This window comes from Seonamhaeicola sp. S2-3 (genome assembly GCF_001971785.1).
In the GTDB taxonomy this organism is placed as follows: Bacteria; Bacteroidota; Bacteroidia; order Flavobacteriales; family Flavobacteriaceae; genus Seonamhaeicola.
On the sequence record NZ_CP019389.1, the window covers coordinates 2059162 to 2083373 of the forward strand.

At 33.9% G+C, this 24212-nt stretch carries 20 protein-coding genes and 2 riboswitches; all 20 genes read left to right on the forward strand.

Going from position 1 to position 24212, the window contains the following annotated elements:
- The first annotated feature begins 54 nt into the window (after positions 1-54).
- Positions 55-1599 carry a hypothetical protein gene (locus BWZ22_RS09380; protein WP_076699580.1) on the forward strand — a complete coding sequence of 515 codons (1545 nt, stop codon included), beginning with the start codon at positions 55-57 and terminating at the stop codon, positions 1597-1599.
- Positions 1600-1686: 87 nt separating this feature from the next.
- Positions 1687-1812: riboswitch (SAM riboswitch) on the forward strand.
- Positions 1813-1938: 126 nt separating this feature from the next.
- On the forward strand, positions 1939-3213 hold the full coding sequence (locus BWZ22_RS09385) for an O-acetylhomoserine aminocarboxypropyltransferase/cysteine synthase family protein (RefSeq protein ID WP_076699582.1): 1275 nt from the start codon (positions 1939-1941) through the stop codon (positions 3211-3213).
- 19 nt (positions 3214-3232) lie between these two features.
- Complete coding sequence (thrA, locus tag BWZ22_RS09390; protein WP_076699583.1) at positions 3233-6631, forward strand: bifunctional aspartate kinase/homoserine dehydrogenase I; 3399 nt, start codon at positions 3233-3235, stop codon at positions 6629-6631.
- A gap of 4 nt (positions 6632-6635) precedes the next feature.
- Positions 6636-7808 (forward strand): PLP-dependent aspartate aminotransferase family protein, encoded by a 1173-nt coding sequence (locus BWZ22_RS09395; RefSeq protein WP_076699585.1) that lies wholly within the window; start codon positions 6636-6638, stop codon positions 7806-7808.
- A 276-nt stretch (positions 7809-8084) separates the two neighbouring features.
- The gene (locus tag BWZ22_RS09400) at positions 8085-8462 is read left to right on the forward strand and encodes a hypothetical protein (RefSeq protein ID WP_076699586.1); all 378 of its coding nucleotides are present in this window, start codon (positions 8085-8087) and stop codon (positions 8460-8462) included.
- A 40-nt stretch (positions 8463-8502) separates the two neighbouring features.
- Positions 8503-8982, forward strand: a complete 480-nt coding sequence (locus BWZ22_RS09405; RefSeq protein ID WP_076699588.1) for an Hsp20/alpha crystallin family protein — start codon at positions 8503-8505, stop codon at positions 8980-8982.
- Between the two features lie 58 nt (positions 8983-9040).
- Complete coding sequence (locus BWZ22_RS09410) at positions 9041-9454, forward strand: Rrf2 family transcriptional regulator (protein WP_076699589.1); 414 nt, start codon at positions 9041-9043, stop codon at positions 9452-9454.
- A gap of 166 nt (positions 9455-9620) precedes the next feature.
- A complete protein-coding gene (locus BWZ22_RS09415) occupies positions 9621-9878 on the forward strand; it encodes a DUF2061 domain-containing protein (protein WP_076699591.1) in 258 nt (85 codons plus the stop codon).
- A 12-nt stretch (positions 9879-9890) separates the two neighbouring features.
- Positions 9891-10511, forward strand: a complete 621-nt coding sequence (locus BWZ22_RS09420; RefSeq protein ID WP_076699592.1) for a phosphoadenosine phosphosulfate reductase family protein — start codon at positions 9891-9893, stop codon at positions 10509-10511.
- 10 nt (positions 10512-10521) lie between these two features.
- Positions 10522-11427: a sulfate adenylyltransferase subunit CysD gene (gene cysD / locus BWZ22_RS09425; protein WP_076699594.1), complete on the forward strand. Its 906-nt coding sequence runs from the start codon at positions 10522-10524 to the stop codon at positions 11425-11427.
- Between the two features lie 125 nt (positions 11428-11552).
- Positions 11553-12800 carry a sulfate adenylyltransferase subunit 1 gene (locus tag BWZ22_RS09430; RefSeq protein ID WP_076699595.1) on the forward strand — a complete coding sequence of 416 codons (1248 nt, stop codon included), beginning with the start codon at positions 11553-11555 and terminating at the stop codon, positions 12798-12800.
- 99 nt (positions 12801-12899) lie between these two features.
- Positions 12900-15008, forward strand: a complete 2109-nt coding sequence (locus BWZ22_RS09435; protein ID WP_076699597.1) for a HEPN domain-containing protein — start codon at positions 12900-12902, stop codon at positions 15006-15008.
- A gap of 11 nt (positions 15009-15019) precedes the next feature.
- The gene (gene cobA / locus BWZ22_RS09440) at positions 15020-15784 is read left to right on the forward strand and encodes a uroporphyrinogen-III C-methyltransferase (protein WP_076699598.1); all 765 of its coding nucleotides are present in this window, start codon (positions 15020-15022) and stop codon (positions 15782-15784) included.
- 9 nt (positions 15785-15793) lie between these two features.
- Positions 15794-16369, forward strand: coding sequence for a bifunctional precorrin-2 dehydrogenase/sirohydrochlorin ferrochelatase (locus BWZ22_RS09445; RefSeq protein WP_076699600.1), 576 nt, complete (start codon positions 15794-15796; stop codon positions 16367-16369).
- A gap of 16 nt (positions 16370-16385) precedes the next feature.
- Positions 16386-17441 (forward strand): NAD(P)/FAD-dependent oxidoreductase, encoded by a 1056-nt coding sequence (locus BWZ22_RS09450; protein ID WP_076699601.1) that lies wholly within the window; start codon positions 16386-16388, stop codon positions 17439-17441.
- 89 nt (positions 17442-17530) lie between these two features.
- Positions 17531-18271: a serine O-acetyltransferase EpsC gene (gene epsC, locus BWZ22_RS09455; RefSeq protein ID WP_076699603.1), complete on the forward strand. Its 741-nt coding sequence runs from the start codon at positions 17531-17533 to the stop codon at positions 18269-18271.
- Entirely contained in the window at positions 18258-19148 is an 891-nt protein-coding gene (gene cysM, locus BWZ22_RS09460) for a cysteine synthase CysM (protein ID WP_076699604.1), read from the forward strand. Before epsC ends, cysM begins: the two co-directional genes overlap by 14 nt.
- 72 nt (positions 19149-19220) lie before the next feature.
- Positions 19221-19347, forward strand: a riboswitch (SAM riboswitch).
- A 51-nt stretch (positions 19348-19398) separates the two neighbouring features.
- Complete coding sequence (locus BWZ22_RS09465; protein WP_076699606.1) at positions 19399-20412, forward strand: homocysteine S-methyltransferase family protein; 1014 nt, start codon at positions 19399-19401, stop codon at positions 20410-20412.
- Between the two features lie 15 nt (positions 20413-20427).
- Entirely contained in the window at positions 20428-23100 is a 2673-nt protein-coding gene (gene metH, locus BWZ22_RS09470) for a methionine synthase (RefSeq protein ID WP_076699607.1), read from the forward strand.
- Between the two features lie 120 nt (positions 23101-23220).
- Positions 23221-24177, forward strand: a complete 957-nt coding sequence (gene metF / locus BWZ22_RS09475) for a methylenetetrahydrofolate reductase [NAD(P)H] (RefSeq protein WP_076699609.1) — start codon at positions 23221-23223, stop codon at positions 24175-24177.
- Positions 24178-24212: the final 35 nt, after the last annotated feature.

Below are 24212 nucleotides of genomic sequence, written 5' to 3' on the forward strand. Positions count from 1 at the left end.
TCTGTATTAAGTTAATTAGTTGTTATTCAGTAATTTAAACTTGTTTTTGTAACTATGACAAGAGAGCAAAAAGATAATTTGTTTGTATTGGTAAAGTCACTGTCTAAATCAGAGAAAAGGCAGTTTAAGCTTTATGTGGGTAGATTGGGGGTAAACGAAGACTCTAAATTTTTAACCCTGTTTAATATTTTAGATAAATTACAAAAATATGATGAGGCAACTATTTTAAAAAAAGGCATTGTAAAAAAACAACAACTTTCTAATTTAAAAGCGCATTTGTATAAGCAAATTTTAATTAGTTTGCGGTTAAATCCATCGCATAAAGACGCTAGAATTCAAATTAGAGAACAGTTAGATTTTGCTACCATTTTATATCATAAAGGATTGTATAAACAAAGTTTAAAAATTCTTGAGAAGGCAAAAAACATGGCTATTGCTAATGAAGAAAAAAATATAGCCTATGAGATTGTAGATTTAGAAAAAGTCATAGAGTCACAATATATTACCCGAAGTTTAAGTAATAGAGCCGATGAATTAACCATACAAGCCAAAGAATTAAGCCAACAAAATGTGGTGGCTAGTAAGCTCTCTAATTTGTCGTTGCAATTGTATGGCTTGTTTTTAAAAACTGGCTATGTTAAAAATGACTCAGAGCACAAACGTATTACAGAATATTTTCATGCTCGTTTGCCAGAATATGATATTAATACATTGGGATTTAGAGAAAAGTTGTGGCTTTACAAAGCTCATTTGTGGTACAGCTTTTTAACCCAAGATTTTTTGTCTTGTTACAAATACGCCTTAAGATGGGTTACACTTTTTTATGATAATAAAGATATGATTGTGCTCAATCCGGTATTCTTTATGAGAGGGAATCACTATTTGTTAGAATCCTTATTTTATCTGCGTAAGTATAAAAAATTTAAAGAATATTTAGAAAAATTAGAAACGGTTACTAAAGAAAAATGGTTTCCTGTAGATGATAATATTGACGGGTTGGCTTTTCTTTATATCTATACCAATAAATTTAATTTACATTTTATAGAAGGAAGTTTTAAAGAAGGCTTATCATTAATTGATGAAGTCTTAGTAAAACTTAAAAATTACAGAAACCGAATTGATGAGCACCATGTAATGGTATTATATTACAAGATAGCAAGTATGTATTTTGGTGCGGGCGATAATAAAGGATGTATACGGTTTTTAGATAAGATAATTAGTAATAAATCATTGCATATGCGCGAAGATTTATTATGTTTCTCAAGAATTTTAAATTTAGTAGCACACTACGAAGCAGGTTTAGATTATAACTTAGATGTACTTATAAAAAGCACTTATAAGTTTTTAATTAAAATGGAAGACTTGTATGAAGTACAAAAAGAGTTCATTAAGTTTTTACGTAACCTTGGAGATATTTATCCACAAGATGTAAAAAATGAGTTCATTAAGCTTCATAAAAAGCTTAAAGAGTTTGAAAATGATCCTTATGAAAGTAGAGCATTCCTGTATTTAGACATAATCTCTTGGTTAGAATCTAAAATTGAAAGTAGGCCTATAGAAGATATAATTAAAGATAAATTTGAACAGAGTTTGAATTGAAACTAAAAAATTTTTTCAATAAAAAATTAGGATTTTAATTTTTCTGAACCAATATTTGCAAAACAAAAGTTCAACTCACGTATTGAAATGTTATCAAGAAAGGTGGAGGGATTAGACCCAATGAAACCTTAGCAACCCTTTAAACTTATTAAAGAAGGTGCTAAATTCTACTTAAACTACCAATTCATTTATTGGTGTTTGGATAGATAACTTAACAAAATTACTTCCTGTAATTTTTAAAATTTCTTTGTAACATTTTTCTATGGTAAGTACGTTAGTAATAACGCATTTTGGCTTTTGAATTTATATAATAAAATAAATCAAAAAAAAATTAGAAAAATGAGCGATTTAAAATTAGAAACAAACGCATTACACGCGGGTCATGATGTAAAAGCAACAGGAGGAACCAGAGCCGTACCTATTTACCAAACAACTTCGTATGTTTTTAACGATTCTGAGCATGCTGCTAACCTATTTTCATTACAGGAGTTAGGTTTTATTTACACACGTTTAAATAATCCAACCAACCAAATATTACAAGAACGTTTAGCTGCTGTAGAAGGCGGTATAGGCGCTGTGGTATTTGCTTCTGGTACGGCAGCTATTTCAACAGGTTTGTTAACACTTTTAAAAGCTGGAGACCACATTGTAGCATCTAGTAGTTTATATGGAGGTACTTACAATTTGTTAAGTGTTACTTTGCCTAGATTAGGTATTACAACAACTTTTGTAGATGGATCTAATCCTGATAGTTTTGCAGAAGCGGTTCAAGATAATACACGTGCCTTTTTTGTAGAATCTTTAGGAAATCCAAAATTAGATGTGCTAGATTTAGAAGCCATTGCCGAACATTCTAAGGCGGCCGGGGTGCCATTTATTGTTGATAATACGGTGGCAACACCAGCACTTTTAAATCCAATAAAACACGGTGCAAATATTGTAATTCACTCATTAACAAAATATATTGGCGGTCAAGGAACATCGCTTGGAGGCGCTATTATTGATGGTGGTAATTTCGATTGGTCAAACGGGAAATTCCCAGAATTTACAGAACCATCAGCAGGTTATCACGGTTTAAAATATTACGAAACTTTAGGAGCTGCTTCATACACTTTCAAATTAATTTTAGAAGGTTTGCGTGATTTTGGAGGCGCTATGAGTCCAACTAACGCATTTAACATCATACAAGGTTTAGAAACCTTATCAGTTAGAATTAAGAAACATAGTGAAAATGCCTTAGCTTTAGCAAAATGGCTAGAAGAGCAACCAGAAGTGGCTTGGGTAAACTATCCAGGATTAGAAAGTAGCAAATACAAAGCATTAGCCGATAAATATTTGCCAAAAGGTCAAAGCGGAATTGTAACCTTTGGTGCTAAAGGCGGTTTTGAAGCTGCTAAAACCATTGCCGATAAAACCAAGTTATTTTCTTTGCTAGCTAATATTGGCGATACTAAATCTTTAATAATCCATCCGGCAAGTACAACACACCAACAATTAAATGAAGAAGAGCAAGCATCGGCAGGTGTTACACCAGATCTAATTCGTTTATCTGTGGGTATTGAAGATTTAGCAGATTTAAAAGCAGATTTAAAAGCAGTTTTTGCTGAAATATAAATTAAGAAGAAACAACAAGTTGGAAAACGAGTTACAACATATCATTATAAAAAATTACAAGACCGAAAGTGGTGTTCTAAATCCTGAAATAAAATTAAGTTATCAGGTATTTGGGAAACCACTTGGTTCTGCTCCTATTGTGTTAGTTAATCACGCTTTAACAGGTAACAGTAATGTTGCTGGAAAAGATGGTTGGTGGAAAGATTTAATTGGTAATAACAAGGTTATAGATACCAAACTATACACGGTGCTTGCTTTTAATATACCTGGAAATGGTTTTGATGGTTTTATTATTGAAAACTATAAAGATTTTGTTGCTCGTGATGTAGCTAAACTGTTTTTACAGGGTTTAAATGAATTAAAAACTGGTAAAATTTTTGCTACTATTGGCGGTTCTTTAGGTGGTGGTATTGCTTGGGAAATGGCAGTATTACAACCTAATTTTTCAGAACATTTAATTGTTGTGGCAACCGATTGGAAATCTACCGATTGGTTAATTGCCAACTGCCAAATTCAAGAACAATTTTTGTTGAATTCTAAAAACCCCGTGCATGATGCCAGAATGCATGCCATGTTGTGTTATAGAACACCAGAGTCTTTCAAAGAGCGCTTTCAGCGTACTAAAAATGACGATCTTGAAATTTTTAATGTTGAAAGTTGGCTGCTACATCATGGTAAAAAATTACAAGAACGGTTTCAGTTGTCGGCCTATAAATTAATGAATCAATTACTTAAAACAATTGATGTAACCAAAGGGCGTTCTAGCAACTTTAATGTGTTAGAGAATATTGAAGCTAAAATTCATATTGTTGGTGTAGATTCTGATTTGTTTTTTACTGCCGAAGAAAACCGCGAAACACATAAGCAACTGGCGTTAACACATCCAAACGTAACCTACAGTGAAATACATTCGGTGCATGGACATGATGCCTTTTTAATGGAATATGACCAACTTGAAAAAATAATAGAAGGCATTTTTGTGCCAAATTCTAAAAGACGAAGAATGAAAATATTGAAGTTTGGAGGGAAATCTCTAGCTAATGGAAAAGGTTTAGAAACCGTACTTTCAATTATTGAAAATAAGGTAAAGGCAGGAGAGCGTATTAGCGTTGTGGTTTCCGCCCGTGGAAATGCTACCGATGACTTAGAAGCTATTTTAAATAAAGCTATAAAAGGTGAAGACTATAAACAAGATTTAGAGGCTTTTAAAGTTTACCAATCAGAGCCTTCAAAACAGGTAGATTTCTCTGAAGAATTTTCAGTGCTTGATAAATTATTTGAAGGCATTAGTCTGTTGCGCGATTATAGCAAAAAGACCAAAGATAATATTCTGGCACAAGGAGAATTGTTGGCTGTAAAGCTCATTACTCAATTATTAAACGAAAGGGGTATTGAAGCTAAAGCAGTAGACTCGCGCGAATTAATAAAAACCAATGAGTCTTTTGGTAATGCGCAACCACTATCAAAAGTATCAAAAGAAAACACCAAAGCTTATTTTAAAAAGAACAACGGTGTTGTAAATGTAGTTACCGGTTTTATTGCTTCAAATTTAAAAAACGAAACCACAACTTTAGGTAGAAATGGCAGCAATTATACAGCAGCATTATTAGCCAATTATTTAGATGCCGAAGAATTACAAAATTATACCCATGTTAGTGGTATTTATACGGCAGACCCAAATTTGGTGCCAGATGCTCAACAAATTAGAGAACTATCTTTTAGTGAAGCTAATGAATTAGCAAACTTTGGAACATCTGTATTACATGCCAAAACCATAATTCCGCTAGTTGAAAAAAATATCAACTTACGTATTTTAAACACCTTTAATCCAGAAGATGAAGGTACACTTATTACCGCAAAACCTAGTACCAAAGAGGTTACCTCTTTATCGGTTTTAGAAAATGTAGCTTTACTAAATTTAGAAGGTAGAGGTTTGTTAGGGAAAATTGGTGTTGATGCCAGAATTTTTGGAGCCTTAAGTAATTATGGTATTAGTGTGAGTATTGTATCTCAAGGATCGTCGGAAAGAGGTATTGGACTTATAATAGATGCAGACCAAGCTACCCAAGCTGTTATTGCTTTAGAGCGTGAGTTTGAAAGCGATTTTTACTCACAAGATGTTAATAAAATTGATGTGGTAGATGATGTAGCCGTTATTTCCATTGTGGGTATAGAATTAAGCTCGTTTCATAAACCTTTCAACGCTTTAATAAAGAATCAAATCACACCGTTATTGTTCAATAATACAGTAACAGGAAAGAATGTGAGTTTGGTGGTTAAGGAATCCGATCTTAGCAAGGCATTAAACGTAATTCATGGTGAAGTTTTTGGTATTTCTAAAAAAATAAACATTGCTATTTTTGGTCACGGTGGTGTTGGTGGGGCTTTAATTAATCAAATTTTAAAGTCGAAAGACGATATTGAAAAACGCAAAGGCATTAATTTAAATGTGTTTGCTATTGCTAATTCTAAAAAGTTATTGTTAGATAAAAAAGGCGTAAATTCTAATTGGGAAAAAGCCATTGCTTCAAGTACTTTAGAAAGTTCTATTGATGATATAATTACCTATGCCAAAAATCATCATTTAGAAAATTTAATAGCAGTAGATAATACAGCAAGTTCTACTTTTTATCAAAATTATATTCCTTTAATTGAAGCTGGATTCGATTTGGTGTCGTCTAACAAAATAGCCAATACCATTTCGCACGATTTTTATAGAGAACTACGCCAACAACTTGATGAAAATAAAAAGGAGTACCTTTATGAAACTACCGTTGGTGCAGGATTGCCGTTAATTGATACTATTAAGTTACTGCACGAATCGGGAGAAAACATCACGCGTATAAGAGGGGTGTTTTCTGGTACATTAAGTTATTTGTTTAATAATTTTTCGGTGCAAGACAAACCGTTTAGTGCTATTGTTCAGGAAACTATTGATAAAGGCTTTACAGAACCAGACCCTAGAGAGGATTTCTCAGGAAACGATGTAGCTAGAAAGCTATTAATTTTAGCAAGAGAGTTAGATTTACAAAATGAATTTGAAGATGTAGCGGTTTTAAATTTAATTCCAGAAGCCTACAGAGATATTTCGGTTGAAGAATTTTTAGGACAACTGCATGTTTTAGATGAACAATACCAAAAGATAAAAGAGGCGCAAGAACCCGGACACGTGTTACGATACGTTGGTGATTTATCAGGAGATTTATCACAAGATAAGGGTAATTTAGAAGTAAAATTAGTGTCTATTCCAGAAGACAGTACCTTAGGTCATGTAAAAGGAAGCGACGCTATTTTTGAAATTTTTACAGAGAGTTATGGAGAGCAACCTATTGTTATTCAAGGTGCTGGAGCAGGTGCAGAAGTAACCGCTCGAGGTGTTTTTGGAGATATTTTAAGGTTATCCAAACATATTAATTAAAATTATGAGCAAGAAAAAGCATTTTGAAACGGAAGCTATTCGCAATCAATCTGAAACTACACAGTTTTCAGAACACTCCGTACCTTTATATTTAACATCGGGTTTTGTATTTGATGATGCCGAGGAAATGCGTGCGTCGTTTGCCGAAGAAAAAAAACGTGATTTATATAGTAGATATGGTAATCCAAATGTGAGTGAATTTGTTGACAAAGTCTGTGATATGGAAGGTGCCGAAGCAGGTTTTGCATTTGCTAGTGGAATGGCAGCGGTGTTTTCAACATTTGCTACCCTGTTAAATGCTGGAGATCATGTAGTGTCTTGTAGCTCTGTATTTGGTGCAACTCATGGTTTGTTTACTAAATATTTTCCAAAGTGGAATATTGAATGCTCATATTTTAGCATCAATGAAGTTGATTCTGTTGAAGACTTAATTCAACCTAACACCAAATTCATTTACGCCGAAACACCAACAAATCCAGGAGTTGATGTGTTAGATTTAGAGTTTCTAAGTGCCATTTGTAAAAAGCATAATTTATTATTGGTAATAGATAATTGTTTTGCAACACCATATTTACAAAACCCTATAAAACAAGGAGCAGATTTAGTAATTCATTCTGCTACCAAACTAATGGACGGACAAGGGCGTGTTTTAGGAGGTGTTACCGTTGGAAAAAAAGAATTGATTAGAGAAATATATCTGTTCTCCAGATTAACAGGACCTTCAATGAGTCCGTTTAACGCTTGGGTACTATCAAAATCTTTAGAAACCTTAGCAGTTCGAGTAGAAAAACACTGTGAGAATGCTTTAAAATTAGCAACTTATTTAGAAGATCATCCCAAAGTAAAATGGGTAAAATATCCGTTTTTAAAATCGCATCCTAAGTATAACATCGCTAAAAAACAAATGCGTTTAGGAGGTAATATTATAGCTTTTGAAGTTAAAGGTGGGTTAGAAGGCGGACGTACGTTTTTAGATAGTATAAAAATGTGTTCGTTATCTGCCAATTTAGGAGACACCAGAACCATTGTTACGCATCCAGCAAGTACTACACATGCAAAGGTGGAAGCAGAAGTGAAAGCTGCTGCAGGTATAACCGATGGCATGGTACGTGTTTCTGTAGGCTTAGAACATATAGATGATATTATTGCAGATTTAGAACAAGCTTTAGGTAATTAAACATTCTCATTTTAAGGTAATTAAAAATGAAAAAGTGTCATTTTTAATTAAGAATTTTTTAAGATTTTCTGTCAACTTTTCATTGTAAAGAGTGTACTTCATACAAAAAATTGATTTAAGCTAGTTTGGTATTTTTTTTGTTTTTATAACAATGTCTTTTTGAGGTGAATCAGCATTTCTACAATGGTTTGCTTTAATAAAGAAACTTTTTAGAAGATGCTGTTTTATAACCTTTTAAGGCAATTAAGTTTTTTGTTTAATTATTAATTATTTGTTATGGAAGTAATTGATAAGAATGAAAAAGTTTTAAACCTGTCTAAACAATCATCTTTTAAACTTACAGAACTAAAAATGGATGTGAAAGACGACGTTTTAACAATTCGTTTAAAAGCACCACTTTTAAGTCCGAACAATTATGTAGTTGATGTTTCTGACGGAATTCTAACCCTAAAAGTAATGTTAGCTAAAATTGAAACTAATTACGGTGAAATTAAAAAGAAACCAATTTTTGTAGAATGCTTTTTAGTGCTACCTAATAGCAGTTTTAATAGTTTGCTAAACTCTCAATATTCAAAAGGGGGTCTGTTTATTTCCATAGCGCAAAACACACCAAAAACGTTGTTGTCTTCAGATGCAATAACCGGTGTAGCATAAGTAATTAATAAAATTATTTGTTTAACTAAAATTTTAAATTATGAGCAATCTAGTAACAACAACTCAAAAAAATGGAAATTTGGCAAAAGTTGATAGATTTGCTGATTTCCCTGCATGGTCTAATTGGATAGATAAAATGTTTAGTACTGATTTTCCTTCTATTATGATGCCTAATTTCAATACAGGAATGACTTTGCCAAAAGTTAATATTAGAGAAACTGCAGATGCATTTTTTGTAGATATGGCAGTTCCTGGAATGAAAAAAGAAGATTTTACTATAAACTTAGATAATGAAGTATTATCTATTTCATCAGAGGTTCATAAAGAAGATAATCAGGTAGAAGATAATCACATTCGTAAAGAATATGGCTACTCATCATTTAAGAGAACTTTTTCTTTACCAGAATATATTGATGAGTCTAAAATTAAAGCTACTTATAAAGAAGGAATTTTAAGTGTACAGCTTCCAAAAAAAGAAGAGGCAAAACAAAAGCCTCCTAGAACAATTAAAATTTCATAAAGCAAAAACCTCATTTTAATGAGGTTTTTTTTTATCCTCAAATGTTTATATTAGCGGCATGCTTTCAAAAAGAACTAAATACGGATTAAAGGCTTTAACTTATATAGCTAAGAAAGAAGGAGAACAACCTGTAAGGGTAGGTGAGATTGCTGAAAGCGAAAACATACCTCAAAAGTTTTTAGAGAGTATTTTATTAACCTTAAAAAAAGCAGGAATACTTGGTTCTAAAAAAGGAAAACATGGTGGTTATTACCTAAGAAACGAACCATCTGAAATACAAATGACCGATGTTATGCGTGTTTTAGAAGGGCCTATAGCCATGGTGCCTTGTGTAAGTTTAAATTACTACGAAAAGTGTGATGATTGTCCAGATGAACATCAATGCAGTGTTCATAAGCTTATGATAGAGGTGAGAGACAGTACTTTAAAAGTCTTTAGAAACACTACTTTAGCTGATTTAGCTCTTAATTAGCTTGATAAATTCTTAAATTTATAAGGATTTAGTATTTATTTTATACCAATTACCTAAAAAATATTCCATTATTCTAAAAAGTTAGTAATGTTGTTTGTCATGTAATAAAAAGTATTACTTTTGTAATCCCTACTAAATTGATAGGATTAATATAAAATAATGGCAAATGATAGCGCAAATGTTATTAAAGAGTAAACAAAAAACTACTTATAAAGAGGATAGTGTTGGTGAAAAACCTATACGCAGTGTAGCTAAAGCACTTAGTTGGCGTATTGTTGGTACTTTAGATACCTTGTTGGTATCCTACATATTAACAGGAAAAATATCGCTTGCTGCTTCTATAGCTTCAGTAGATTTTGTCACAAAATTAATTTTATACTTTTTCCACGAACGTTTTTGGAACCTTATTAAGTGGGGAAAATAATATATAAAAGATATGTTTACAGAAGAGCAAATACAAAGTTTAAACAAGGAATTCAAAAAAGCGTCTCCTGCTGAAATTATAAAAAAAGCACTAGAGCTTAATGATAAAGCAGTGGTAACAACCAATTTTAGACCTTATGAAGCTGCTATTCTTCATGCTGTAAATTCAGTAAAAAATAATATTCCTGTAGTATGGTGTGATACGGGTTATAATACACCACAAACCTATAAACACGCAGAACAAGTAATTAAAGATTTAAACTTAAATGTGTTTTTATATGTGCCAAAGCAAACAGCTGCACATAGAGATGTAGTTTTAGGTGTACCAAGTGTAGATGACCCTAAACATGCAGAATTTACAGAACAGGTAAAGCTAGAACCTTTTAGGCGAGCTATGGAAGAGCATAAACCAAATGTTTGGTTTACAAACCTTCGCCAAGGGCAAACCGCCTTTAGAAACAGTATTGATATTTTTAGTTTAAGTGCCGATGGTGTACTGAAAGTAAGTCCCTTTTACTACTGGTCAGACGAAAAACTCGACACCTATTTAGAAGAACATAATTTACCTAACGAATTTAAATATTTCGACCCAACAAAAGCATTAGCAAATAGAGAGTGTGGTTTACACGCTTAAAAATAATATTATGAAGAAAGATACATCGCATATCAATTCGCTTGAAAACGAAGCAATTTATATCATGAGAGAAGTAGCAGCTCAGTTTGAAAAACCTGTGTTGTTATTTTCAGGAGGAAAAGATTCAATCACATTAGTAAGATTAGCAGTAAAAGCTTTTTACCCAGCTAAAATACCTTTTCCTTTATTGCATATTGATACGGGGCATAATTTCCCTGAAACTATTGAATTTAGAGATAGACTTGTAAAAGAGTTAGGCTTAGAATTAATAGTAAGAAACGTGCAAGATTCTATAGATCAAGGTAAAGTGAAAGAAGAGTCTGGGCGTTATGCAAGTAGAAATATGTTGCAAACCACAACACTTTTAGATGCTATTGAAGAATTTAAGTTTGATGCTTGTATAGGTGGCGCTAGAAGAGATGAAGAAAAAGCCAGAGCAAAAGAACGTATATTTTCAGTACGTGATGATTTTGGTCAATGGGATGAGAAAAACCAAAGACCAGAGTTGTTTGATATGTTAAATGGTGAAATAGATTTAGGGCAAAACGTTCGTGTATTCCCAATTTCAAACTGGACAGAGCTAGACGTGTGGTCTTACATAGAAAAAGAAAATATTGAAATCCCTTCTATTTATTTTGCACACAAACGTAAAGTTTTCTTAAGAGACGGAATGATTTGGTCTGCAGAAGATGGTATAGTATACCGTGATGAAGATGAAGAAGTGATTGAGGAAATGGTACGTTTTAGAACTGTAGGAGACATGAGTTGTACCGCAGCCGTATTATCAGATGCTACAACCATTACAAAAGTAGTTGAAGAAATTAGAGATTCTTCAATTTCAGAACGTGGTGCGCGTATTGATGACAAACGCTCTGAAGCCGCCATGGAGAAACGTAAACAACAAGGGTATTTTTAGAAATTTGCTTCGCAAATTTTGCAACTGGCTTTTAGCTCATGGTTATTAGCCGAAAAACCGAAAAAAACAAATAAAATATTAAACAAGCCAATAGCCAACAGCTAAAGGCTAACAGCTATAAAAGCATGGAAGTATTAAAAATAGCAACAGCAGGAAGTGTAGATGACGGAAAGAGTACCTTAATTGGGCGTATTCTTTACGATACAAAATCATTAACTACAGACAAACTTGAAGCCATTGAAAAAACAAGTAAACAGCGTGGTTATGATTACTTAGATTTTTCTTTAGCTACAGATGGTTTGGTTGCCGAAAGAGAACAAGGTATCACCATTGATGTGGCACACATTTACTTTTCAACAAAAAATAAAAGTTACATTATAGCAGATACTCCAGGTCATGTAGAGTATACCAGAAATATGGTAACTGGCGCTTCAACTTCACAAGCATCTATCATATTAATTGATGCCAGAAAAGGCGTGATTGAGCAAACTAATCGTCATTTTTTCATCAATAATTTATTAAGAATTAAAGATGTTGTAGTGGCTATTAATAAAATGGACTTGGTAGATTATTCTGAAGAAGTTTATAGCAAAATTAAAGCCGATTTTGAGGAATTAATGAAAAAGCGTGATTATCAAGATCAAAACATTTCATTTATTCCCGTAAGTGCTTTAAAAGGAGATAACGTAGTTAATAAATCTGATAAAATGCCTTGGTACAAAGGAGAGGCTTTATTAGAACATTTAGAAAAATTAGACAAAGCCGATATCTTTAATGTAGGTACACCGCGCTTCCCAGTACAATATGTAATTCGTCCTAAAACTGAAGATTTTCATGATTTTAGAGGTTATGCAGGAAAAGTGTATGGGGGTAATTTAAGTGTAGGCGATGAGGTTGTTGTATTGCCTTCTCAAACCAAATCTAAAATAAAAGAAATTTATTTCTATAATGAAAAGTACGAAACAGCATCAAGACGTTCTTCTGTTACTATTACTTTAGAAGACGATATTAACGTGAGTCGTGGAGATATGATTGTTAAAGAAGGAGATTTGCCAACTATTGAAAAACAGTTTACAGCTAATGTTTGTTGGATGGATTCTAAACAATTAACACCAGGTACTAAATACATTGTGCAACATGGTGTAAATAAAGTTTTAGCTAAGGTAGATACCATTCACCATAAAATTAACCCAGATTACTCAGGTATAGAAGAAGGTGTATCTGGTTTAGGCATGAATGATATTGCTCAGGTTAGTTTTAAACTAAACAAACCTATTTTTTATGATAAGTTTAAAAACCATCGCACAAACGGATCTTTCATTATAATTGATTCACAATCAAATAATACCGTAGGAGCAGGTTTCATTCAATAAAATCATAGTCTACCGTAAAGACTAAAAAAAGAAACGGAAAAAGAAAAAAGGGAAACACTAAAAAATCCTTCCTAATTTATTTAGGAAGGTAAGGAAACAATGCAAAGTTTTAGAACAGAAATAGAAAATCCGGTTGTTGAAAAGGATATTATTGAATTAGCCAATAAGATTGAATTATTCAACAATGGTAAAATTGACGAAGAAAAATTTAGAAGCCTTCGTTTAGCTCGTGGCATTTACGGGCAGCGTCAAGAAGGTGTTCAAATGATTCGTATTAAATTACCTTACGGAAAAGTAAAAAGCAACCAGTTACGCAGAATTTCTGATGTGTCTGATGAATATTCTAGAGGGCGTTTACATATTACAACGCGTCAAGATATTCAAATTCACTACGTAGATATTAATCGTACACCAGAATTGTGGGCAGAATTAGATAAAGACGAAATAACCATAAGAGAAGCTTGTGGTAACACGGTACGTAATGTAACTGCTAGTGAAACTGCAGGAATAGACGTAAACGAACCATTTGATGTGTCGCCATATGCAGATGCATTATTTCGTTTCTTTTTACGTAATCCTATTTGTCAAGAAATGGGACGTAAATTTAAAGTGTCTTTTTCTTCTTCAGATGAAGATACAGGATTATCCTATTTACACGATTTAGGTTTTATTGCCAAAATAAAAGATGGTGTTCGCGGATTTAAAGTCATGCTTGGTGGTGGTTTAGGTTCACAGCCACGCCATGCAGATTTATTTTACGATTTTATAGAAACCGATAAAATTATACCACTTATGGAAGGTGTGGTACGTGTGTTTGATCGTTATGGCGAACGTAAAAGTCGTGCCAAAGCCCGTATGAAATTCTTATTAAAAGATATAGGGTTAGAAGCGTTTAAAGAACTGATTGATGCAGAACAAAAAGCCATAGAGTTTAAGTCTGTTCCTATTGATGCTGATGCTTATGAAACGTCAACACCAGTAGAAATCACCTCTATTCCTGAAGTGGAAATTAAAGATGAAACAGCTTTTAATACTTGGAAATCCACCAATTTAATTCCTCAAAAACAAGAAGGTTATGTTGGCATAGGTATTAAAGTGTTATTAGGAGATTTTTATACAGATAAAGCGCGATTATTAGCAGATTTAGTTGAAAATTATGCTGCCGGAGAAATTCGTTTAACCTTACGTCAAAATATTGTAATTCCTTTTGTAAAGAAAGAATTAGTGCCATTCTTCTACCAAGAATTAGAAAAATTAGGCTTTGTAGAAGCTGGTTACAACAAAGCGGTTGATATTACAGCTTGCCCAGGAACGGATACTTGTAATTTAGGAATTGCCAGTAGTACAGGAATAGCCGATGAGTTAGAACGAGTTATAAAAGCCGAATATCCGCAGTATTTAAATAACAAAGATTTAGTTATTAAAATTAGTGGATGTATGAATGCTTGCGGGCAACACAATATGGCAAATATTGGTTTCCAAGGAATGTCTGTTCGTACGCCAGATAAATTAGTGGCACCTGCGCTACAAGTGCTTTTAGGTGGTGGAAATTTAGGTGATGGTAACGGTATTTTTGCCGATAAAGTAGTAAAAGTACCAAGTAGACGCGGCCCCGAAGCATTGCGTAGAATTTTAAATGATTACGAAGCAAACGCAAACGGAAAAAAGTTTGTAGATTATTATAAAGAGAAAGGTCAAAAATATTTTTATGATTTCCTTCAAGATTTACAAGATGCTAGTAACTTAACAGAAGCCGATTTTATAGATTGGGGCACCAATGAAAAATATGTTAAAGCAATTGGCGTTGGTGAGTGTGCTGGTGTTGTAATAGATTTAGTAGCTACGTTGTTTTTAGAAAGTGACGAAAAAATTGAAAATGCTAAAGAATCAGTTAGTAACGGTGTGTATTCTGGAGCTATTTATCACGCTTATAGCTCAATGATTAATTCAGCAAAAGCCTTGTTAACCGCAGAGAACAAGAAAACCAATACACATGCAGGTATTGTGAAACAATTTGATGAATTGTTTGTAGAAAGTAATAAAATTGAATTGGGCGGAACTTTCAGCGATATAGTTTATCAAATCAATAAATTTGCACCATCTAAAGATTTTGCATTAAAATATATTGAAAATGCTTCCGTATTTTTACAAAAAGTAAGGGCTTATAGAGAAGCAGAATTAGATACTGCAAATAAACAAGTTGTTTAAAAACTACATTAATGAGTGCAATAATACCAAAATTAACCGTTGTAGGTGCTGGTCCGGGAGACGAAGATTTAATTACGCTTAAAGCCATTAAAGCCATTGAATCTGCTAACGTTATCCTGTACGATGCACTAATTAATGAGAGTTTACTAAAATACGCCTCGGCAGATGCAGAGCTTATTTTTGTAGGTAAACGTAGAGGGTGTTATGCATTTCAACAAGAGCAAATTAATGAGTTAATAGTTTCTAAAGCAAATGAAAGAGGGCATGTAGTAAGGCTTAAAGGAGGTGATCCATTTATTTTTGGTAGAGGTGCAGAAGAAATAGATTATGTAAAAGATTTTGGGTTACAAACAGCTGTAGTCCCCGGAATTTCATCGGTAGTTGGTGTGCCAGCATATCAAGGCATTCCGTTAACCAGACGTGGCGCCTCAGAGAGTTTTTGGGTAATAACAGGAACTACAAAAAATCATCAATTATCTAATGATGTGTTGTTGGCTGCAAAGTCAACTGCTACGGTAGTTATTTTAATGGGGATGCATAAATTGGGTGAAATTGTACAGGCCTTTTCAAATGAAAATAAACAAGAAACGCCTGTAGCCATCATTCAAAATGGAACAAGAGATAATGAAACTGTTGGTATTGGTACTGTAGAAACTATTGAAGCGGTTGTGCAAGAAAAACAACTTTCATCTCCAGCTATTATAGTTATTGGAGAAGTGGTAAATAAAAGAGTAAAGCTTACTTCTATTTATGATAGCGTAAAGGCACAGTTTTAAATAAGAATTATGGAACGCAATAATTTATACCCCATTTTTCTTAAAGTAAAACAGCTTAATGTGCTTATTGTTGGAGGTGGTTTTGTGGCCGAAGAAAAGCTAACGTTCTTATTAAAATCTAGTCCAGATGCTTGTGTAACATTAGTGTCACCAATGTTTAGAGAGGGTACAGTATCTTTAGCAAAAAAAGGGAATGTAACCTTGGTGAAATCTAAATATAAAAAGCATTTTTTAAAAGGCAAACATATTGTAGTAGTAACTACTGATAAGCCTAAAGTGAATAAAAAGGTTTATAAGCATTGTCGTAAAAAAAGCATTTTGGTTAATGTTGCCGATAATCCGCCACTGTGCGATTTTTACATGGGTGGTATTGTTACTAAAGGCAATGTAAAAGTGGCTATTAGTACCAACGGAAAATCGCCAACAACAGCAAAACGATTACGTCAGTTTTTTGAAGACGTTATCCCTGAAAATGTGGACGATTTAGTGAAAAATTTAAACGAATATAGAAAAACAATAAAAGGTGATTTCGAAGAAAAAGTTGAAAAATTAAACGAATTCACAAAAGGATTAATTCAAAAGTAAAATTAGAATTAGAACAATGATTAAAACAGATATACTTATTATCGGAGCTGGACCTACTGGATTATTTACAGTTTTTGAAGCAGGTTTATTAAAATTAAAATGTCATTTAATTGATGCTTTACCACAACCAGGTGGACAATGTTCAGAGATTTATCCAAAGAAACCTATCTATGATATACCTGGGTTTCCAGAGATTTTAGCAGGCGATTTAACCAGAAATTTGTTGGAACAAGGCAAGCAATTTGAGCCAGGTTTTACCTTAGGTGAACGTGCTGAAACTATAGAAAAGCAAGAAGATGGTTCGTTTATTGTTACAACCAATAAAGGTACAAAACACCAAGCGCCTGTGGTAGCTATTGCTGGTGGTTTAGGTTCTTTTGAGCCTCGTAAACCTGCCATTGAAGGGTTAGCTGATTATGAAGATAACGGCGTTGAATATATTATTAAAGATCCAGAAATTTATCGCGATAAAAATGTGGTTATTGCTGGAGGTGGAGACTCTGCTTTAGATTGGAGTATCTTTTTAACAGATGTGGCAAAATCTGTAACCCTAATTCATAGAAGAAATGAGTTTAGAGGAGCACTAGATTCTGTTGAAAAAGTGGGAGAATTAAAAAATGAAGGTAAAATAAACTTAATAACACCAGCAGAAGTTACAGGTATTTTAGGTGATGGTAAAGTAACAGGTGTTGTTGTAGAAAAGAAAGACGAAGAACCTTTTACTATTGATACCGATCATTTTATCCCATTATTTGGTTTGTCTCCAAAATTAGGTCCTATTGCAAACTGGGGCTTAGAAATAGAAAAAAATGCTATTAAGGTTGATAATACTAGAAACTATCAAACCAATATTGATGGTATTTTTGCCATAGGAGATGTAAATACATATCCAGAAAAATTAAAATTAATTCTTTGTGGATTCCATGAAGCAACATTAATGTGTCAAGCAGCATATAGAATTATAAACCCAGGAAAACGTTTAGTTTTAAAATATACAACAGTTAGTGGTATTGATGGTTTTGATGGGTCTCGTAAAGAAGCTCCTAAAGCTGTAGTACAGGCTATAAAGTAAATTTTATCTTGGTTATATAATCTTTAAATCCTGTAAGTTTTTTTACCTTGCAGGATTTAGTATTTAAAAGACATAATAAGTTTGTGCAAATGAAAAGTTACAATGTTTGTTTAAAAGACACCGTTAAAACATTTACAAAGCGTTTGTTTTATTCATTATTTGATTGTGAGCAAGACGAAGAACATTCAAAATATCTCGAAAAAACTTTTTTGAAAGTACTTAAAACGCTTGAAGTTGATAATGCAGAACAAATATGGGCAACCTTTAAAACTAACCTTCCAGAAATAAGAAGAATGTTAGATTTAGATGCTTTAGCTTTTGAAAACAATGACCCAGCTTCATATAATTTACAAGAAATATATTTGGCTTATCCTGGTTTTTATGCTATTTCAGTTTATAGATTGAGTCATGCTTTATATAAATTAAAAGTGCCTATTCTTCCAAGAATGATGAGTGAATTTATTCATGGTATAACAGGTATAGATATTCACCCAGGCGCTACAATAGATGAGTCTTTCTATATCGATCACGGAACAGGTATTGTAATTGGAGAAACGTCTGTAATAGGTAAAAATGTAAAAATTTATCAAGGTGTTACTTTAGGAGGAATCTCGGTAGCAAAAAGTTTAGCATCAACTAAACGGCATCCTACTATAGAAGATAATGTTTGTATTTATGCCAATGCCACAATATTAGGTGGAGATATTGTAATTGGAGCCAATAGTATCATTGGTGCAAACGTTTGGATAACAGAATCGGTACCCGAAAACTCATTGGTAACGTATCAAACTGAAATAAAAATTAGACCTAAAAAAAATGGCATTAAATAAAACAGTTTTAGATTTTATAGGCAACACGCCGTTGGTAGATGCAAGTCATTTAGTGTCTAAAAAAGGTGTAAAGCTATTGTTGAAATTAGAAGGCAATAACCCAGGAGGAAGTGTAAAAGATCGTCCTGCCTTTAACATGATAAATGAAGCTTTAAAAAGAGGCGACATTAAAAAAGGTGATACTTTAGTTGAAGCTACCAGCGGAAACACAGGAATAGCCCTAGCATTAATTGCCAAATTGTTAGAGGTAAATATGGTACTAATTATGCCTGAAAACTCAACTGAAGAACGTGTAAAGACCATGAAAGCGTATGGTGCTGAAGTTATTTTAACACCTTCTAACGTGGGGATTGAAGGGTCGCGTGATTTAGCTTTTAAATTAAGAGATGAAAAAGGCTATACGCTTTTAAACCAGTTTGAAAATGATGATAACTGGAAAGCACATTACAAAACTACGGGACCAGAAATTTGGAGAGATACCAATGGTGAAATCACTCACTTTGTATCTGCCATGGGAACCACAGGAACCATTATGGGGGTATCTACGTTTTTAAAAGAAAAAAACAACAACATTACCATTGTTGGGGCACAACCCGATGATCATTCTAGAATCCCAGGCATTAGAAAATGGTCTCCAGAATATGTGCCTAAATTTTTTAATAAGAGTAAAGTAGATGAGGTCATTGAGGTCACACAAGATGAAGCCAAAGTAACTACACAACGTATAGCAAAAGAAGCAGGGGTTTTTGCAGGTATGAGTAGTGGAGGCTCTGTGTTTTGTGCTTTAAAAGTTGCAGCTTCTATTAATAAAGGTGTCATTGTTGCTATTATTTGTGATAGAGGAGACCGTTATTTATCATCAGATTTATTTGAATAAGAGAGCATTAAATTAAATAGGATAACAAGAATATAGTTACTATTTTTGTCAACCAAGTTCATTAACGTGTTAGTGTTATCAAGAAAGGTAGAGGGAATAGACCCAATGAAACCTTGGCAACCCTTTAACTTGTAAAGAAGGTGCTACGTTCTACTGTTAATTCTGAAATTATTTCAGACATAAAACAGAAAGATAACGAATAGTATTTTTTACTTTTCTTGATGATGTTACACTAAAGTAATATCAAAAAATGTCAAACATATACAAAGCTTTAAAGGAGCGAATTTTGGTTTTAGATGGCGCCATGGGTACCATGCTACAAGCCTATAAATTCACCGAAGAGGATTTTAGAGGAGAACGCTTTAAAGACTACCCTATTCCATTACAAGGTAATAACGACTTATTGTCTATTACCCAGCCAGAAGCTATAAAAACCATACATGCTAAATACTTAGAAGCTGGAGCCGATATTATTGAAACCAATACCTTTTCTGGTACTACCATTGCTATGGCAGATTATCAAATGGAAGATTTGGTGTATGAACTCAATTATCAGTCGGCAAAAATAGCCAAAGAAGTGGCTAATGAGTTTACTAAAAAAGAACCGCATAAACCGCGTTTCGTAGCTGGTTCTATGGGGCCAACCAACCGTACAGCAAGCATGTCGCCCGATGTAAACGATCCTGGATATAGAGCTGTAACGTTTGACGAATTAAGAATAGCATACAAACAACAAGCCGAAGCGTTGGTTGATGGTGGCGCTGATTTACTGTTGGTTGAAACCGTATTTGATACCTTAAATGCCAAGGCTGCTCTTTTTGCTATAGAGCAAGTTAAAGATGAACGCAATATAGATATTCCGGTAATGCTTAGCGGCACCATTACTGATGCTTCTGGTAGAACATTGTCAGGGCAAACAGCCGAAGCATTTTTAATTTCAGTATCGCATGTACCTTTACTATCAGTAGGTTTTAATTGTGCTTTAGGTGCTAACTTATTGCAACCACATTTAGAAGCTATTGCTAACAAAACAGAGTTTGCAGTTTCGGCTCACCCAAATGCAGGATTACCAAATGCCTTTGGTGAATATGATGAGTCTCCAGAAGAAATGGGGGCTCAAATAGAAGAGTATCTAAAGAAAAATTTAATAAATATAATTGGCGGTTGTTGTGGTACAAGTCCAGAACACATTAAAGTAATTGCAGAAATAGCTGCAAAATATAAACCACGCCCTTTTGCTGAACTTGTCTCAGTAATTCAATAGAATGAAGCAAGAAATATGAAAGTGAAACAAACAAAATACATGAAATTGTCTGGTTTAGAGCCTTTGGTTTTAAATGAAAACAGCAACTTTATAAATGTAGGTGAACGAACAAATGTGGCGGGATCTCGTAAATTCTTGCGTTTAATTAAAGAAGAGAAATTTGATGAAGCGCTAGATATTGCACGTCATCAGGTTGATGGTGGTGCACAAATTATTGATATCAATATGGATGATGGCCTTATTGATGGTAAAGAAGCTATGGTTAAATTTTTAAACCTTATTGCTGCAGAACCTGATATTTGTCGTGTACCAATAATGATAGACAGTTCTAAATGGGAAATTATTGAAGCAGGTTTGCAAGTAATACAGGGCAAAGGCGTGGTGAATTCCATTTCATTAAAAGAAGGTGAAGATAAATTTATCTGGGAAGCTAAACAGATAAAACGCTACGGTGCAGCTGTTATAGTTATGGCTTTTGATGAGGTTGGACAAGCCGATAATTACGAACGAAGAATTGAAATTGCAGAACGTTCTTACCGTATTTTAGTAGATAAGGTTGGCTTTCCTTCTGAAGATATTATTTTCGACTTAAACATCTTTCCTGTGGCAACAGGAATGGAAGAACACAGACGAAATGCTATCGATTTTATTGAAGCCACCCGTTGGGTGCGTCAAAATTTAGAGAATGCTAGTGTGAGTGGTGGTGTAAGTAATGTGTCGTTTTCGTTTAGAGGGAACAACATAGTGCGAGAAGCTATGCATTCCGTATTTTTATATTACGCTATTCAGGCAGGTATGAATATGGGTATTGTTAACCCTTCAATGTTAGAGGTTTATGACGATATTCCAAAAGATTTACTAGAGCATGTAGAAGATGTTATTTTAGACAGACGTGATGACGCTACAGAACGCTTATTAGAATTTGCCGAAACCGTTAAAGGTTCTAGAGCAGAAAAAACAGTAGACTTATCATGGCGAGAAAATCCGTTACAAGACAGAATTACACATGCGCTTGTTAAAGGAATTGATGCTTTTATTATTGAAGATATTGAGCAAGCCAGACAAGAAGCTGCAAAACCAATTGATGTTATTGAGGGGCATTTAATGATTGGTATGAACGTTGTTGGCGATTTATTTGGAGCAGGAAAAATGTTCTTGCCTCAGGTAGTAAAATCGGCACGTGTAATGAAAAAAGCAGTGGCGTATTTAAACCCATTTATTGAAGCCGAAAAAACCGAAGAGGCAGAACCCGTTGGTAAAATATTAATGGCTACTGTAAAGGGTGATGTACACGATATTGGTAAAAATATTGTAAGCGTGGTACTGGCATGTAACAACTACGAAATTGTAGATTTAGGCGTGATGGTACCGCCAGAAAAAATTATAGAAACGGCCATAAAAGAACGTGTTGATGCTATAGGGCTTTCAGGTTTAATTACGCCTTCGTTAGATGAAATGGTGTATTTGGCCAAAGAAATGCAACGCGAGGATTTTGAAATTCCATTGTTAATTGGTGGGGCAACAACCTCAAAAGCTCATACTGCTGTAAAAATAGATACACAGTATAAAAATGCCGTGGTTCATGTAAATGATGCATCGCGTGCGGTTACTGTTGTTGGTGATTTGCTAAACAAAAAATCTTCAAATGAATATGTTGCTAAACTGAAGAAAGATTACGATGAGTTTAGAACCAAGTTTTTAAAACGTGGTAAACAAAAATCATATATTTCTATTGAAGAGGCTAGAAAAAGGAAGTACCAAATAGATTGGGATAAAACAAACATAGTAAAGCCCAAAGAAATGGGTGTGCAAATGCTTAAACAATTAAGTTTAAAAGACCTTTTACCGTTTATAGATTGGAGCCCTTTTTTTAGAAGCTGGGATTTACATGGTAAATTCCCCGATATTTTAAAAGATGACTTGGTTGGTGAACAGGCTACCATTTTATATGAGGAAGCACAAACTATGATTCAAGAAATTGTAGCAAAACAATTACTTAAACCTAAGGCAGTTTTTGGATTGTTTGAAGCTAATACCGTTAACCATGATGATATTTTGGTAAAAAAGAAAGGCAAAGAAATTGCCGTTTTTAGAACCTTGCGTCAGCAATTAAAAAAGCGCGAAGGTGTTCCAAATCATGCCTTAGCAGATTTTGTAGCGCCAGAAGATATTGGAAAAACAGATTATGTTGGTGCTTTTTGTGTAGGTATTTTTGGTGCACAAGAATTAGCCGATAGTTACAGAGCTAAAAACGATGATTATAGTGCTATTATGGCTCAGGCTATTGCTGATAGGTTTGCAGAAGCATTTGCAGAATATTTACATAAACAAGTAAGAACCAAACATTGGGGCTATGCTGCAGATGAAGATTTAAGTAATGATGAACTGATTAAAGAAACCTATAAAGGTATTCGTCCAGCACCAGGTTATCCAGCGTGTCCAGATCACTTAGAGAAAAAAACCATTTGGCAATTGTTAGATGTTGAAAATGTTATTGGTGTAACCTTAACCGAAAGTTTAGCCATGTGGCCCGCAGCAGCTGTATCGGGGTATTATTTTGCTAATCCGGAAGCCAAATATTTTGGATTGGGAAAAATTAAAGACGACCAATTAACCGATTATGCTGTGAGAAAAGGCATAAGCAAAGAGGTGGCTAGAAAATGGTTGCACGCAAATTTGGCTGATTAACCCGCGTTAGCGATTGTAGCAAGTTACCGTGTAACGCGAAAAGCGCGACCCGCAGGGGAACGCCCAAAAAAAGAAAATATGGATTTATTTCTGCTGAGGTGGAAATGATAAAAAATATAAATGAAAGTAACAGACCACATTAAAAATGCGAACGGAAAAACCTTGTTTTCGTTTGAAGTGATACCGCCTAAAAAAGGTAAAAATATTCAGGATTTGTATAATAATATAGATCCGTTAATGGAGTTTAATCCGCCGTTTATTGATGTAACCACCTCACGCGAGGAGTATGTGTATATTGATAAAGGTAATGGTTTATTAGATAAACGTATTACACGTATGCGCCCAGGAACGGTGGGGATTTGTGCTTCTATTATGCATAAGTATAATGTTGATGCTATACCGCATTTGCTTTGTGGTGGCTTTACTAAAGAAGAAACAGAATATGTGTTGGTAGATTGCCATTATTTAGGTATAGATAATGTAATGGCATTGCGTGGAGATTCTATGAAAGATGAACCTTATTTTAAACCCTGTGAAGGCGGACACGCATTTGCTAGCGAGCTTGTAGGGCAAATTGCAAAACTAAACAGAGGGCAATATTTACATGATGATGTAGAGGTGGAAAGTAATTCTGATTTCTGTATTGGAGTAGCTGGTTACCCAGAAAAACACATGGAAGCTCCATCTTTACAAACCGATTTAAAACGCTTAAAAGCCAAGGTAGATGCGGGGGCTGATTATGTTGTTACTCAAATGTTTTTTGACAACCAAAAGTATTTTGAGTTTGTTAAAAAAGCTAGAGAAATAGGCATAAACGTGCCAATTATTCCTGGTATTAAACCTATTGCAGTAAAGCGCCATTTACAACTGTTGCCTCAGGTGTTTAAAATTGATTTACCTGAAGATTTAATTGATGCTGTAGAGGCTTGTAAAGATAATAAGGCAGTGAGACAAGTTGGTATTGAGTTTGCTATTCAGCAGAGTAAAGAACTGTTAGATTTTGGTGTTCCCGTACTGCATTATTACTCCATGGGAAAGAGTGACAATATTAAGGCTGTTGCTTCGGCCTTATTCTAATTAATGTTATACATTTGCTGCGTAAATTCACCCCA